The sequence below is a fragment of the Candidatus Hydrogenedentota bacterium genome, from assembly GCA_019695095.1.
GTDB lineage: Bacteria > Hydrogenedentota > Hydrogenedentia > Hydrogenedentales > SLHB01 > JAIBAQ01.
On sequence record JAIBAQ010000154.1, the window covers coordinates 1 to 14,595 of the forward strand.

General features: G+C 54.7%; 14 protein-coding genes. 3 read left to right on the forward strand and 11 right to left on the reverse strand.

The genetic code is table 11. The features are described from left to right. Positions 1 to 73 precede the first annotated feature (73 nt). The 11 genes from K1Y02_19825 to K1Y02_19875 all read right to left on the reverse strand — a co-directional run bounded on the left by K1Y02_19825 (position 74) and on the right by K1Y02_19875 (position 11,224). Positions 74 to 925, reverse strand: coding sequence for a hypothetical protein (locus K1Y02_19825; protein MBX7258620.1), 852 nt, complete (start codon positions 923 to 925; stop codon positions 74 to 76). Positions 926 to 1,038: 113 nt separating this feature from the next. Then, positions 1,039 to 1,515: a 2-C-methyl-D-erythritol 2,4-cyclodiphosphate synthase gene (ispF, locus tag K1Y02_19830; protein MBX7258621.1), complete on the reverse strand. Its 477-nt coding sequence runs from the start codon at positions 1,513 to 1,515 to the stop codon at positions 1,039 to 1,041. Further along, a complete protein-coding gene (gene ispD, locus K1Y02_19835; GenBank protein ID MBX7258622.1) occupies positions 1,512 to 2,204 on the reverse strand; it encodes a 2-C-methyl-D-erythritol 4-phosphate cytidylyltransferase in 693 nt (230 codons plus the stop codon). Before ispD ends, ispF begins: the two co-directional genes overlap by 4 nt. 17 nt (positions 2,205 to 2,221) lie before the next feature. After that, positions 2,222 to 3,265 carry a TRAM domain-containing protein gene (locus tag K1Y02_19840; protein MBX7258623.1) on the reverse strand — a complete coding sequence of 348 codons (1,044 nt, stop codon included), beginning with the start codon at positions 3,263 to 3,265 and terminating at the stop codon, positions 2,222 to 2,224. Between the two features lie 120 nt (positions 3,266 to 3,385). Beyond that, positions 3,386 to 3,988, reverse strand: a complete 603-nt coding sequence (locus K1Y02_19845; protein MBX7258624.1) for a hypothetical protein — start codon at positions 3,986 to 3,988, stop codon at positions 3,386 to 3,388. Positions 3,989 to 4,211: 223 nt separating this feature from the next. Then, positions 4,212 to 4,508, reverse strand: coding sequence for a DUF167 domain-containing protein (locus K1Y02_19850; GenBank protein ID MBX7258625.1), 297 nt, complete (start codon positions 4,506 to 4,508; stop codon positions 4,212 to 4,214). Next, positions 4,509 to 5,474, reverse strand: coding sequence for an acetyl-CoA carboxylase carboxyltransferase subunit alpha (locus tag K1Y02_19855; GenBank protein ID MBX7258626.1), 966 nt, complete (start codon positions 5,472 to 5,474; stop codon positions 4,509 to 4,511). 263 nt (positions 5,475 to 5,737) lie between these two features. Next, on the reverse strand, positions 5,738 to 5,875 hold the full coding sequence (locus K1Y02_19860; protein MBX7258627.1) for a hypothetical protein: 138 nt from the start codon (positions 5,873 to 5,875) through the stop codon (positions 5,738 to 5,740). 190 nt (positions 5,876 to 6,065) lie between these two features. After that, entirely contained in the window at positions 6,066 to 8,429 is a 2,364-nt protein-coding gene (locus tag K1Y02_19865) for a response regulator (protein ID MBX7258628.1), read from the reverse strand. 36 nt (positions 8,430 to 8,465) lie between these two features. Further along, positions 8,466 to 8,915 (reverse strand): response regulator, encoded by a 450-nt coding sequence (locus K1Y02_19870; GenBank protein MBX7258629.1) that lies wholly within the window; start codon positions 8,913 to 8,915, stop codon positions 8,466 to 8,468. Then, on the reverse strand, positions 8,912 to 11,224 hold the full coding sequence (locus K1Y02_19875; protein MBX7258630.1) for a PAS domain-containing protein: 2,313 nt from the start codon (positions 11,222 to 11,224) through the stop codon (positions 8,912 to 8,914). The genes K1Y02_19870 and K1Y02_19875 overlap by 4 nt, the downstream gene beginning before the upstream one ends. A 337-nt stretch (positions 11,225 to 11,561) precedes the next feature. Between K1Y02_19875 and K1Y02_19880 the strand changes: the two genes are divergently transcribed. The 3 genes from K1Y02_19880 to K1Y02_19890 form a co-directional block, all read left to right on the forward strand. Further along, on the forward strand, positions 11,562 to 12,704 hold the full coding sequence (locus K1Y02_19880) for a hypothetical protein (protein ID MBX7258631.1): 1,143 nt from the start codon (positions 11,562 to 11,564) through the stop codon (positions 12,702 to 12,704). A gap of 11 nt (positions 12,705 to 12,715) precedes the next feature. Then, complete coding sequence (locus K1Y02_19885) at positions 12,716 to 13,756, forward strand: alpha-L-fucosidase (GenBank protein MBX7258632.1); 1,041 nt, start codon at positions 12,716 to 12,718, stop codon at positions 13,754 to 13,756. A 160-nt stretch (positions 13,757 to 13,916) separates the two neighbouring features. After that, positions 13,917 to 14,595, forward strand: a 679-nt coding sequence (locus tag K1Y02_19890; protein MBX7258633.1) for a four helix bundle suffix domain-containing protein, incomplete at its 3' end; no start/stop codon positions are given.

Below are 14,595 nucleotides of genomic sequence, written 5' to 3' on the forward strand. Positions count from 1 at the left end.
TTCACTGACTTGATCCTTGCGAAACCACGAGCGCGGAAGAAAGTCTATTCGAGGTTGAGGTCGTCACGTATTCCTAGCCCAATGTGTGAGCCGCCAGAATCAGGGCAGCGTATATGCACGCATAGATCAAAGCGGTCAACAGGAGAGCCTTTTTGAACGTGCGCTTTTCCCATTCTTTGTCTCGAGCCGGACACGTGAATTCGTCTAGATTCGCCTCGTAACTGATCCGTCTAGTGCAATCGCGATCCGTAACATATTGAGGAACCAACGCAAAGAAGAAGCTTATGACCGCTGCGATTATGCCGCCCGCCGTGCCACCCCCCGCAGTTACCGCGACCACAAAGCCTGTTAGTGACCACAGGATCGCCAGCGCCATGAATCGCAAGAAATTCTCGGGTAGTCGTTCCCAGTTCTGGTCGAAGATTGCCGCATCTTTCAGGAAGGAAAGCAGCTCTTCTTGGTCATAGCGGTGCTGGAGGCCGCGCTTATCCAGTTCGCGCTTCAGGTCCAGGATAAGCTCCCCGGCATTTTCGATGATCGTCGAGAGTTGAACTGCGTTGTCACTCGTGATGATTCTCACGCGGCTACGTCCGAGTCGCTTTCTCTGGCTGTCTATTCGATCTATGTCATTGTAGCGAAGATACTTGAAATCTTCCCCATTCGTCCAGACTAACTCGTTCTCGTACAAGGTAAAACAAGAACCTTCATATCCGTAGCGGAAATACCCAATTGCGGCATAAATGAGCATTACGAAGGCTCCTGCCGCATATATGATCGCGCCCATCAAAGCGTCTGAAGGCGCGTTCGGCGAGACAGGAAGGGATACAAGTAACACGGCCTTGAATGCAAATAGCAGTCCCGCGGCAAATGGCAGCTTATACAGAACCCATCGCACGTGCTTTCGATATCTGTAAGTCTGCGGCATGTGTGCTGCTCCACGTTCGGAAAGAGATGTGCCTTCTGTCGCTTCCCTGCACACGAATGTAGAGAACCAAAGCCCCCGTGAATCTATCGGACAAACTCGACTAACCCTGAACGCTACACCAACTGAATCAATACTACGGCCTGCGCGCTGATGGCTTCGCCACGGCCTTCGGGCCCGACGTGTTCATTCGTCTTGGCTTTGACTGAGACGAACGGCGTGTCCAAACTCAAAGCTGCGCTTAATGACGCACGGATTCGGTCGATGTGAGGGTTGAGCTTGGGAAGCTGGGCAACCACCGTGCTGTCTACATTGACGGGCCGATACCCTTCTCGTCGCACCATCGCCACGACTTCCTTCAGCAGAAAGATGCTGTCCGCGTCTTTGTATTTTGGGTCGGTATCGGGGAAGTGCTGGCCGATGTTGCCTAAGGCAGCCGCACCCAGCAGCGCGTCGGTGATGGCATGCGCCAACACGTCCGCATCGGAATGTCCGGAAAGGCCCTTTTCGAAGGGTATGGTGACGCCACCGAGGATGAGCGGGCGTCCTTCGACGAGCCTATGCAGGTCGTACCCGGTTCCAATGCGAATCATGCCAGTCCTTTCTCCACGACACAGCGCGCCAGCGCGAGGTCTTCGGGGGTCGTGACCTTGAAATTCAGGGGAGTTCCCCGCACCAGTTTTACCGTGTGGCCCGTCCGTTGCACAAGCGTGGCGTCATCTGTACCCAAGTAGTCGGCTTGCTTCGCGGCCGCGTGGGCTTCGCGGATTACCGATACTCGAAACGTCTGCGGGGTCTGGCAAGCCCAAAGCCGGGCGCGATCGGGTGTGTCGATGAGGAACGAATCCGCGTCACCCACTAAGATGGTGTCAATGCTGGGAACCGCAACCGTGGCGGCCCCAAATTGGTCGGCTGCCTCAATGGACTCCGCGACCGACTCCGTCGATACGAAGGGCCGAGCGGCATCGTGGATAGCGACGATTTCCGTATCCGTTCCGAGCGCGTTGAGGCCATTGGAAACCGAAATTTGGCGTTCCGCGCCACCCGTTACCAGGCTGATCGGCACCCGGGGAAAGGCTTTTTCAAGCGCTGCCTCAAACGCGGCTTCGAATCCCGCAGGTACGATGACAACAGTCCCAGAGAGCAGGTTAAGGGGTTGGAAACGCTCCAAGGTTCGTACAAGTAGGGGCTTACCCGCAACATCAATCAAGGCTTTGGGGCCGTCGCAGCCGAGGCGAAGGCCCATTCCCGCGGCAGGGATTAGCAGTTGGGTGCGTGGCACGGTTCACATGCCCTTTGTTAGGCGATGACGCTATGCAGTTTGGTAAAGATCATCCGCCCTGCGGTTGTCTGAAGCACGCTGGTCACAAGTACGGAGACTTCTTTGCCCACGTACTCTTTGCCGCCGTCGACAACAACCATAGTTCCATCGTCCAAATACCCGACGCCCTGGGTCGCTTCCTTGCCCTCCTTGACGATCTTCACGTGCATTTGCTCGTCGGGCAAGACAGCAGGTTTAAGCGCATTCGCGAGGTCGTTCAGGTTAAGTACCTCTACGCCTTCGATTTGGGCCACTTTATTCAAATTGAGATCGTTGGTGAGGATCTTCCCGCCAAACGTCCGAGCCAGGGCAACCAGCTTACCGTCTACTTCATGTACGTCCTGAGGGTCATCCTCAACGACTTCGATCTTAACTTTGCTGTCGGGCTGCTGGAGCTGCTTGAGAATATCCAGGCCGCGGCGTCCACGCATGCGGCGCAACACGTCGGGAGAATCGGCGATGTTCTGGAGCTCACGCAGGACAAACCGAGGAATGATCAGGGTGCCTTCGACAAAGCCGGTCTTGCATACATCGGCGATGCGGCCGTCGATGATGACGCTCGTGTCCACGATTTTGATGTTGGCCCCTTCGAACTGACGGTGGTGGACCGCCTGCATGAGGAGCGATTCCCAACGAGCCGCCCGCGATAGCCCTAATGAAATACCGGCGAAACCAAACACGAGCATGAAAGAAGAGGTGAGAAATATCTGAAGCGTTCTATCGTCCGTTTGCCACCAGATAAGTACATACCGCGCCAGCGCATAGCCCATCGTCATGGCCAGGACAATGGCAACGAAGGCGGGGAAGATGCGCTCAAACATCTCTTGGGTGATAAATGATAAGGAGAATAGGATAGCGCCGGCCAAAGCGGCGCCCGAGACTCCTCCCGCGATTACCCAGACTGCCGCATATGAACCTTCGGGCAGCGGCTTTTCGGAGGTTATGTTCCTAGCCGTGACCCCATCACTGGGTACGGTGGCTTCAAAACCATTGATGACGTAATAGGCCCAAAGGGCGCCCATAACCGTACAAGCTATAATGAAAAAGACCGCTATGATTCTGTTGCCCATCTGATGCTCCTTATGAATAAGTATAAATAGCGACTGCGATTATGATTGCAATAACTGGAAACGAAACTCCCTTTACTTCACATGATTCAACTTCTTCGAAATTCTCAGCGCACAATCCAGGCCAAACCGCGCAAGCGCCGTAAGGCGACCGCTATGGCCGTTGCCGCACGCCGCGCTCTCAAATGGCTTCACCGCCAGAAGTCCCAATGTTGGGACCGATTCACCGGATGCCAAAAGGGTCATTTCTACGACCCCAGAGCCAAACACGCACGTATTCAATGCTCCAGACCATGCTGGAGGATGCATCGGGTCCGGACATGCGACCAACGTGCTTTCCCGCACGGCTACTCCGCAATTCGCGGCGGCTTCCAGTGCCACGTCCCTTAGCCATTGCGGATAGGGATCGCTCATGTCAGGAAAACAACCACTTCTTCCTATTAACGGATTGTCTCCCAATGCGTTGACGTGATCCGCCACCACTACGTAGCTGTCTTCGGCCACGAAGGGTCCGCCGCCGACCGCTTCACCGCAAGCGACCAATACCTTGGTGCACTTCGGGAATAGTCGCGGTATTTTCATCTCCGACGCCCGCGACATGGAGTGCCCGGCAGGCCGATTGTCTTCGACGAGGCCTATCGTATGTCCCTCCATCTCTACGGGGCGGACGAATGTCATACTCTCATTCAATTGTTCTAAGCGGTCTTGATTCGCAATACTACAAGAGAGGTCATAGCCTAATGCTGTTGTGGTATCCAATTCAACGTCACGCGGAGGAGCAAAGCAAACGGTACACGCATCCCAGCCGTCACGAGTTGAGTGCCCCGACAATTCTTACCTCATTTACACTTTACAAGTCAGGAATACCCAGGCTACCAGCGAACTAAAGACTACTCATTGCTCATTTGTGCAAAGTATCGCTCAGAATACCGGCAATATGGTCAACTTCCGTGTCCATTATCCGCACGATCTTGTCCCGGGACTTTTCGCCTTGGACCAGAGCAACGGACCTTCGGGGTAACCCGAAAGTCTTCGCAAGAAACGCAACGAGCGCGTCGTTCGCCGCACCGTCCACGGGCGGGGCCGTCAGTGCAACTCTGATGCGACTCTCTGCAAGATGAATGGAATTTCGGGATGCTTTGGGCTGCACGCGTACATGCACCCAGACATCATTTCCACGCTTTTCCAGCGCGTCCATTCACTCCACTTCTTTCCAGACCCCCATACGCCGGAAGCGTTCCCGGCGCAACTCAGGTGACCATTTACCTTCATCCGATGCGCGCAGGAAAAGTTCCAATTCCTTGGCCAATACCTCCGCAGCGCCATCGGGATTCCAATGAGCGCCACCGCCAGGTTCGGGCAACACGACGTCGATAACCCCCAGGTCCAGCAAGTCGTTTGCGGTTACGCGCATGACAGATGCTGCAAGTTCCTTCTTATCGACGTCACGCCACAGGATTTCCGCACATCGTTCCGGCGGACAGACAACATAGATGGCACTCTCGAACATAGCGATTCTGTCGCCGATGGCAATTGCCAGGGCTCCACCGCTGCCTCCTTCACCAAGGACTACGCAGAATACGGAAGTTCGTATCCCCATTAGCTCAAGGAGGTTCCGCGCAATTGCCGGCCCTTGTCCGCCGCGTTCGGCCTCAATGCCGGGGTGTGCAGCAGGGGTGTCGACAAAACTCACTACGGGGAGCTTCAAACGCTCCGCCATTTCAAAGAGACGGAGGGCCTTTCGATAACCTTCGGGGTGAGACATCCCGTAATTACGCGTGATGCGCTCGTCTGTAGAGCTTCCCTTCTGCTGGCCAACGACGACCAATGAACGGCCATTAAAACGCGCAATTCCCCCAACCATGGCCGGATCGTCGCCCGAAAGGCGGTCGCCGTGAAGCTCTACGAAGTCCTCAAAGAGCCGCTTGACATAGTCGAGCATGCGCGGGCGAAGGGGGTGCCGGGCCAATTGAACACGTTGCCACGCCGTTAGATTTGCATGCGCCTTCTTTTGTTCCCGATCGAGTTCGCGTAGTAGCCGGTTCTTCTCGGCGGGCGCGGACACTCCTGCCAAGCGCGCGTGGAGCTCGGCAATGCGTCGTTCGAATGGCAATGCATAATCAAACGCGGTGCGGTTTCTCGGTTCAGCGTGAGATACCGACATGCGATGGTTCACCTTCCGTTATCTCGTTAGGTACGAGCAAATCCCGTAACCGATGTTTCGCTAAGTCAGGAGTATAACACGAATCGGCTGCACAATCAGAAATTGGTCTCGAGAGTACCCGACGGCTTGATATATTAAAATGCTGTTTTATTAGAAAGATAATATATTCACGATTTATTGGCAGATCGCAGTGCGGGCAAAAAAAAACGCCTGGCGGCTGTTTGAATTCCGCACATGGCGTAAAGCCCGGTCATGTTTCCTGGTTATACTTCCTCCAGGGCTTCCTCGAAGTACTCTGCGTAACAATCGAGATGCCAATACTCGCCAGCGAGCTTCTTCACTTCACCGAACTGAATCTGAACGGGTTCGATTGCTTCATTGCACAACGCGCACAAATGCATGCTTTTCACCTCCTCTCAATCCAGGTGTATTTTCCCCTTGAGTTTCATCCTCAAGACAGAGGTTGCGGACTTGTATCACAAAGGATGGATAAAAGTCAAGGGGAAAATTGGTCGCGTGACACTTGGTGGGGCGTGGCGAGTCCGGCGTTGCTGGTCTTGAGCACGAGAGGAAAGAGAGTTCTCGGCTGAGCTAGAGCCTACTACTGTGCACTTTCTCGGACAATGCCTGTTCGAGACGGACAGCTAAATCGTTTACAGAGAACGGCTTTTGGAGGAATTGGACTGATCTATCCATTGCTCCACGCCGGATAATGGAGTCAGACGAACCGCTGTAACCCGACATGAACACGATTTTCAAATCCGGGTAGATTTCAATCAGTCTGTCCCTAAGCTCAAGGCCGCTCATCTCAGGCATAACGACGTCGGTTAGCAGCAAGTCGTAGCGCGTGGCGCTGCCCTCGCACATCGCAATAGCCTGCGGCGGCGATTCTGCGGCGACAACCGTATACCCCAACGCTGTCAACATGGACTGCGTCATTTTTCGCACCATCTGATCATCCTCGACTAGAAGGATTGTCCCACTTCGAGGAGTCGCGGGCGATACGGTTGGAATGGACTTGGGTGTTGGAGATTCTTGAAGCCTGGGAACATAGATCTTGAACGAAGTCCCGTGGCCGGGTGCGCTGTCCACGTCAATGAAACCACCACTCTGTTCAACAATTCCGTAGACTGTGGCCAGTCCAAGGCCTGTACCTTTACCGACCTCCTTCGTCGTGTAGAAGGGCTCGAAGATGTGCGCGAGCGTCTCGGCGTCCATTCCTGTTCCGTCGTCGGAGATAATTAGCAGAACGAAGTCCCCTTTGAGGAGGCCTGCCTGTGAGTGTTCTGCGAGAGTCTCAAAGGAGACGTTTCTCGTTTCAATCCTAATGTTTCCCCCGTCTGGCATGGCGTCTCTCGCGTTTACAACCAGGTTCATGAGAATCTGGTCGAGCTGCGAAGGGTCAAAGGAAATACTCCAGATTTCAGCGGCAGGAGAAAACTCAAGGGACACGTCTTCCCCAATAAGCCTTGCGAGGGTTCGCTGAGTGTCGGAGATGTGCGCGCTCAGATTGATCGGCTGAGGCACGATGACTTGTTTTCGCGAGAAAGCGAGAAGTTGTTTGGTTGTATCTTTGGCGCGACGTGCCGCCTTCTCGATTTCCAGCATGCCTTCCATGAATGGGTGGTCATTGGGGGTGTCTGCCTTGATCAGATCGACGTATCCCAGGATAACGGTGAGCATGTTGTTGAAATCATGGGCTACGCCGCCGGCCAGTCGGCCCACGGATTCCAACTTCTGTGCTTGACGCAACTGCGCTTCCAGGACTTCGCGGTCCGCTTCCGCGTTCTTCCGTTCAGTGATGTCGTCGGCCACGCCAACTATCCGCATGGCATGAGCCTGCTCGGAATACAAAGGATAGACTCTATGCCGAATCCAGCGAACTGAGCCGTCGGGGCGTATGATGCGGTACTCCAGTTCACTTCGTGCTCCGGAAGAAGACAACGATTCAACCACCGCCGCCTTCACCCTGTTTCGGTCGTCGGGGTGGATGGTATCCAACCATGAGAAGGGTTCATTGAAGACTTCTTCCCTTGGCCGGTCCCATACTCTATCAAAGGCGGCGCTCAGGTAGCTGAGGTAGGAGCGGTCCGACTTGATTTCTAGAACAATTAGTACCGAGTCGACATTGTCAGCCAACTCCGCGAGCCTCTCCTGGCTTTCCTGTAAAGCCGCCTCGGCGAGTTTTTGGTCGGTGACGTCCTCAATTATTCCGTCGTAATACCGGGGGTCGCCAAGCGCATCGCAAACCAGCGTGGCGCTTTCCCGGACGTAAATGGTGGCTCCGTCCCGACGCGTCCAGGCACTCTCTATACCTGTTACTACGCCTTCCTTGCCGACCTTCTCACGGAATTCGTCGCGAAGATATGTTGGGGCCAACAACTCAGCTTCCGGTGGCGTGTTTCCTGGCAAGTCCTGGGTCGCGTAGTTCAACATATGTACAGCCGTTGGATTTGCCATGAGTATCCTGCCGTCTAGGGAAACGCGGCAGAGCCCGATAGGCACATTTTCATAAAGGGTGCGAAGATGTTCCTCGTTCCTCCTCAGCGCCTCTAACGCGTACCGGCGATGAAGCCGAATCTCTTTCTGCTCCAGCGCGTGCAATACGGCTTGACCGAGACGTTTGATGTGTTCCTTGATGACGTAGTCAGTCGCGCCCGCTTTCATACATTCCACGGCAATATCTTCGTTCATGGCCGTGGTAAGGATGATTACGGGCGTGTCGGGCACATGTTCCAGGGCGAGATTCAGGGCCGACATCCCATCGAATCGGGGCATGCGATAGTCGGCAATAATGATGTCCGGCTTGAAGTCCTCAAGCGCTCCCAGCATTTCATCACGCTCTTCCACTCGAAAGAACGTACAACCCTTCAGTGACTTTAGGATCTCGCGTCGCGCCAGCTCCGCGTCTGTAGCGAGATCCTCAACCTGAAGAATGCGGGTCTGCGACTCCATGAAGTCAATCCTTATCGCATGAGAATCAATCGTCTCTTACTGCAGTCTCGAACCTTCATTCACCTGTAACCAGTAAAGACCCAACTGCGCAACCGTATCGGCAAAAGCTGCGAAGTCTATGGGTTTTACGACATAGCTGTTTGCGCCGTAGGCATACGCGGTACGCACGTCCGTGAGTTCGCGAGATGATGTCAACATAACGACCGGAATGCACTGGGTTCGTTCGTCTTCTCTCACTGCTTGAAGCACTTGAAGTCCCGTGATCTTCGGCAGCTTAAGGTCGAGGAAGACAACTTTGGGCAGATGGAATTCTTGCGCGCCGGCGTATCTTCCTCGTTGCAGAAGGTAGTCCAGAGCCTCCTCGCCATCTTTGACGATGAACACCCGTTGGTCCAGCTTGTGCCTGTGGAGAGCGCGAACAATAAGTTCGGCGTCCGTCAAGTTATCCTCAACCAGCAGGATTTCCGCAGAGGAATCGTACTTCACGACGAATCACTCCTTCGGGGCAGCGCGAAGAAGAATGTCGCACCTTCATCCAGCTTGCCTTCGGCCCAGACTCGTCCGCCATGCCTCTGCACGATTCGCTGTGTAATTGCCAAGCCTACGCCTGTACCCGCAAATTCTCGTTCGCTGTGGAGCCGTTGAAACACGCAGAACAGCTTGTCCGCGAATTGCATGTCGAAACCTGCCCCGTTGTCCGACACGAAATAGATCTTCTCCTGATCCTCTTCACGGAACCCAACTTTCACGATGCTGTGCTCTCTCTTGGACGAAAACTTGATGGCGTTCGATATCAAGTTCATCCATACCTGCCTGAACATCGCCGGGTCGCCACTGGCCGGGGGAAGGGTGTCCACCTGAATGACAAGGCCGTTCTTCTTCTCCAGCGCGGACAATTCATTGGCTACTGCCAGAGCTTCCGCGTACATATCAATGGACTTGTTGCTCATCTCGATCCGGCTGAGGCGCGAAAAGTCCAGAAGGTTGTCGATGAGTTGGCCCATACGCCCTGTGCTCTCGCATATGACCGAACATACGCGCTTCCCCTCCTCGTCGAGCGCTTCTCCATGGTCTTCAAGCAAGATGCGCGTGTACCCGTCTATGGCGCGTATTGGCGCACGCAGGTCGTGCGAGACCGAATAGGCAAAAGACTCCAACTCCGCGTTGGCCATTTCCAACTGTGCGGTTCTTTCCGCGACGCGTCCCTCGAGGTCTTCGTTTAAGCGCCGAATCTCTTCGGTGACCCTCCTTTGATCCGTCACATCAATGTGCTGGATCACTGCGTTAACGACTCGATTCTGCGCGTCAAGGACGGGTGACATGGTGATGTCTACAATGACTTTCGCGCTTTGTCTGCCTTCTCCTTGCTGAAGATTGGAGCTGTCGTAGGTCATCGAGAAGAAAACGGATTCTCCTTGCTCGAAAACCCTTCTTACCAGGGGCATATGTCCCTGTTCTTCGACTTGCTTATCTTGGAATACGTTGTATTTTCCGACAATGTCATCATCGGTGACGCGAAGAACATTCCGCAGGACTTGATTTGTTCTGAGGCATGTGCCTTTTTCGTCGGCAACCCACAAAGAATAGGGGCTGTTCTCGATGATGCTGTTAAGAAATGCCTCCGAAGCGAGAAGCGCGTCTTCCGCTTGCTTCTGTTCGGTGATGTCCAGGACAATGCCTTGGTAGTGATTGATACCGCCATCTTTTTCCCGCTCGGCGATTGTCCGGTCGTCCACCCAGCGAACAGAACCGTCCTTAGTTACGATTCGGTACTTCTGTTGGAAATGATTGATTCCTTGTGATGATTGGACTCGGACTTCTTCTGCAATGCGGGCAATATCATCAGGGTGAATGAGTTCTACAAAGGGAATTTCGCCGGTCATCAACTCTTTTTGCGTGTATCCGAACTGGGTGACGTTTTTGGAGACGTAGTCAACTGGCCACCCCGGCTCCGCTTTCCAACGGAACACGACAACAGGGCTGTTCTCGACCACGAGATTGGCACGCAGCAACTCCTCTTCCATGTTCTTTCGATCGGTGATATCCGTATGCGTGCCAAGCATTCTGGTGGGGTTTCCATGGGAATCGCGTTCAACGATCTTTCCCTGCGATAAAATCCATCGCCACTCGCCATTCTTTGTGAGTTGCCGGTATTCGGTGCAGTAAACAGGGGTATCCCCGCGAATGCAGGCGTTGAATACACCCATCGTATGTTCGCGGTCGTCGGGGTGTAGTCGATCAATCCAATCCGCGTGTGATTCGCGGAATGTTTCCGGGTCGTACCCCAGCATGGTGGCGTATTCCGAGGACACGATGGCTCTCTTCTCACGGAGATCGACATCGAAGAGACCTTGATTCGCTGACGCCAGCGCCAGGCGGAGTCGTTCCTCATGTCTTGCGAGCGAATTGTCGTTCTCTCGACTGAGCGGGGATATTTCTACTTCCCAATTGCCGGTTCTTGCTGGTCGCTCTTCGGCGCTACGTGAATTCTCTCCGTCTGGACTGGAGCGGTGACGGAGACGCATTGATGCAGAGGCGTAACCAATGAGGAACGCTGCTAAGCACGCGACGGTAGCCGCGGCCAATATGTGCGAGGTCCCCCACGTGACTTGGGAAGTATGGCCACCGGTTTCGGAGGAGTCTGCCACGCTTACCGCCGCGTGAGGCGCAAGACTGGCGAATGATACGGACAGGCCAGCGTGGGCGTTGTAAGCGGCTTCGTGAGTTGCCACCCAAAGAATGGTAAGCGCCGCAAAGTAGCGGAAGGACGGCGTGCTATGTTTCGGCCTGGACAAACTTCCACCTGCCGCAGCGAGTCGACTTGCGCTTCCGCTTCGTGTGACTACCGAGCAGTCGCAGAAAGTCGAGTCCGCATATCTGGCCCTGCATCAATAAAAGCATGATAGCATGAGCGCGCTTATAGGGAAAGTGGAAATAACTGCTGGCAATACGTGATTTTATCATATTTAACTAAGAGGGCGTGGGCCTTGCTTCGTGCTGCTTGAATCAGAACGTCTCGGGTGGCTGGAGTTGGGTGCGAACGTAATACAGACAATGGCGCTACCGGTTTCTCCAGGCATGATGTAAACTCGCGCAGGGGAGTTTTTGTTTTCAAAGGAGCACCGCTGAATCATGAACCGCGTGGCAACCACACCCGCCGTAAGCGAAATCGAGGAATTGGGCAATTGGACGCAGATTCTCACACAGATAGCGGCAAAGCCCTTGGCGAGTTGTCCAACTTTTCCCAAGATCGCTCATCGTTTGGAGGCCTGGTGGCACCAAGACTGCATTGACCGGCCGGTTTTTATTGCCAGCTACAACGGAAACCCATCGCGGCCGATTACTCGCCGGTTGGAGTTGCTCCAGAGCCCGTTGGCATGGCTCGAAGCGAAGCGCGCGGATATGGCTCAGATACGGTATGTGGGCGACGCGATCCCCAATGTCCGGGCCGATTTTGGTCCGGTGTTGCTTGGGCCCATGTTGGGCGGGAGTCTTGAGTTTGGCGCCGATACAGGTTGGACGCATGCGTTCATCAATGACGATTGGAGCAACGCACCCGATTGGATTTTGCGTGACGATAACCCTTGGTGGAAGTTACTGCGGGAGCTGACGGATCTCGTGGCGGAGGACGCGCGCGGCAACTACATCGTGTGTACGCCAGACTTGGGCGGATCGGCGGATGTCTTGCTGAACCTGCGCGGACCAGAAAACCTGTGCGTCGATGTGATGATGCAGCCGGATTTCATTCGCGATCAAATCGACGCCATTTATCCTGCATGGAGGGAAGCGTTCACGGGACTGTATCGGCGAGCAATGCAGGCGGGGGCGGGATTGTTTCACTGGTTGTGCCTGTGGTCCAACCGGCCTTACATGGTGCCCGCCTGCGACTTCAATTACCTGATCAGTCCGGAAGTGTTCAATTCGGTGTGCCTGCCAGATATTGCGCGGCAGGCGGCTACGGTTGGTAGGGCCGTGTTTCATCTCGACGGGAGCGGCGCGGCACGGCATATTGACGCGTTGCTTGAAGTGCCGGATATCAAAGCGATCCAGTTCACCCCCGGCGAAGGGACGCCATCGGCATTGCCGTGGGTGGACATGTTCAAGAAGATACAGGCAAAGGGAAAGTCGGTGCTTATCTTCGCGCCGGCGAATGAAGTTCTCACGTTATGTGATGAGTTGAAGCCCGAAGGATTAGCCTTCTCTGTGACGGTGCCCAAAGAACCGTGCGAGGTCGAAGACGTCTTCTATCAGGTGTGTCGTCGATTCGGCGTATAGGGGGATTGACTATGAGGCCATTCTGTTCAGTCATGGCAACGTTATTGTTGTTAGTCCTGACGGTTTCCACGACCGAGGTTCAGGCGGGTGAGCCTTCGGCAGACCTTAAGTCTGCGGCAAAGGAACTTGGCAACCTTCATTTCGGCATGTTCATCTGCTGGTCGTTAAGTACGTTCTCGGGTTACGAGTGGACGCGCGGCGTTTCAGACCCCGAGTTTTTCAAAGCGACAGGTTGTGACACGGACCAATGGTGCAGAGTGGCGAAGGACGCAGGGATGGGGTACATCCTGTTCTTGACGAAACACCACGATGGATTCTGCCTTTGGGATACGAAGACGACAGCCTTCAAAGTGACCAATAGCCCGTTAAAACGGGACGTGCTGGCGGAACTGCGCAAGTCGTGCGACAAATATGGACTGGAGCTGGCGTTGTACTTCTCTGAAGGCGATTGGACCTGGCTCAAAGACGTGCCGCAAGACGGTATGGTGCCGGGGAGTCCGAAGTGGGGTGATGAGGTGTGGGCCTCTAGCGACAATGCCGAGGTCAAGAAAGCGCAACTCAAGGAATTGGTGACGGAATACGGTCCCATCGCGTTTTTCTGGATGGATCACGCTCAGGGCACCGGGGGGCTGGGACACAAAGAAACGGCGGACTGGGTTCATCAGTTTCAGCCTGCGTGTCTTGTCGGCTCCAATCATGGGGAACCGGCGGGTGACCTTGCCCTTCGAGAGATGGGGAAAGCCGGTCCCTTGGGTGATTCTGGCGCTTCCAAGTACAACAAGGAGGGGGAAGCAAGCTATCAAGGGTACTTGCTGGCGGAGTTCACGTATCCGATTCTTCCCAAACACGAAGGTGGCGCAGACTGGTTCTACTCGCTACCCAAACACGACGCCCTGTGCATTCCGTCTGAGAGGATAGTTGGAGACTACAACGAAGCCGTGAAATACGGAAACATCTTCTCGCTGGATGTCGGCCCCAACTACGAGGGCAAGCTCAGGGATATCGATGTGGTTACCTTGCAGGAGGTGGGCAAGAGAATACGGGGAGAATGAGACACGAACCGGGGGTGGTACCCTTGACAGGTCATAGGACGGATCGGTCGGATCCGACGGATCGGTCCTATGATATGCGCACTTCCCTTGAGTGAAATCGTCTACTCCGGTCGTCTATTCTGTTCCGTATACCTAATTAAGCGCCACGGAATACAGTCCCATGAGCAGTAGCAGCGAGTCTAAGAGACTGCGCCCAAGCGGAGGCTATAGAAACCTACGTTCATTTCAAGTGGCAACCATAGTCTACGACGCCACAGTCAACTTTTGCGAGCGATTCATTGACAAGCGTTCGCGCACTGTCGACCAAATGGTTCAGGCCGCACGCAGCGGCCGCCAGAACATTGCAGAAGGCAGCCGGGCCTCAGCGGTATCCAGTCAGACGGAACTCCGCCTCGTTAATGTGGCTCGGGCCAGCCTCGATGAACTCTTGCTGGATTATGAGGACTTCCTACGCCAACGTGGGCATGAACCGTGGACAAAAGAGCACCCCCGCGCACGAGAAGTCAGGGCAGTGGGAATGTCGAGTAAGGCGGAACTGCCGGACTCAATCAATCGGACTTTTCCGGTCGACGCAGCCAAGTACGCGCCATGGCTTCAACACAATGATCCGTCGATCGTGGCCAATGCAATTATCTGCCTAATTCACCAGACCAACTACCTCCTCGACCGGCAAATCGCTGGTCTTGAGAGGCAGTTCATCCAGGAGGGTGGGTACACTGAGCGTCTCGCGGCTGCGCGCGTGGCGGAATTGCGTTTGAATCAGACTGATGAGCCTGCAGTAATACAAGGGCCCACATGTCCACTTTGCGGAAGGGCGATGGTGGTTCGGACGGCAAGAA

Excerpts from the sequence above, each read along its gene's own strand:
- K1Y02_19860 (MBX7258627.1), bottom strand. The coding sequence starts at position 5,875 with ATGCATTTGTGCGCGTTGTGCAATGAAGCAATCGAACCCGTTCAGATT.
- K1Y02_19865 (MBX7258628.1), bottom strand. The coding sequence starts at position 8,429 with ATGGAGTCGCAGACCCGCATTCTTCAGGTTGAGGATCTCGCTACAGAC.
- K1Y02_19880 (MBX7258631.1), top strand. The coding sequence starts at position 11,562 with ATGAACCGCGTGGCAACCACACCCGCCGTAAGCGAAATCGAGGAATTG.
- K1Y02_19850 (MBX7258625.1), bottom strand. The coding sequence starts at position 4,508 with ATGGACGCGCTGGAAAAGCGTGGAAATGATGTCTGGGTGCATGTACGC.
- K1Y02_19840 (MBX7258623.1), bottom strand. The coding sequence starts at position 3,265 with ATGGGCGCCCTTTGGGCCTATTACGTCATCAATGGTTTTGAAGCCACC.
- K1Y02_19845 (MBX7258624.1), bottom strand. The coding sequence starts at position 3,988 with ATGACATTCGTCCGCCCCGTAGAGATGGAGGGACATACGATAGGCCTC.
- K1Y02_19855 (MBX7258626.1), bottom strand. The coding sequence starts at position 5,474 with ATGTCGGTATCTCACGCTGAACCGAGAAACCGCACCGCGTTTGATTAT.
- ispF (MBX7258621.1), bottom strand. The coding sequence starts at position 1,515 with ATGATTCGCATTGGAACCGGGTACGACCTGCATAGGCTCGTCGAAGGA.
- K1Y02_19825 (MBX7258620.1), bottom strand. The coding sequence starts at position 925 with ATGCCGCAGACTTACAGATATCGAAAGCACGTGCGATGGGTTCTGTAT.
- K1Y02_19885 (MBX7258632.1), top strand. The coding sequence starts at position 12,716 with ATGAGGCCATTCTGTTCAGTCATGGCAACGTTATTGTTGTTAGTCCTG.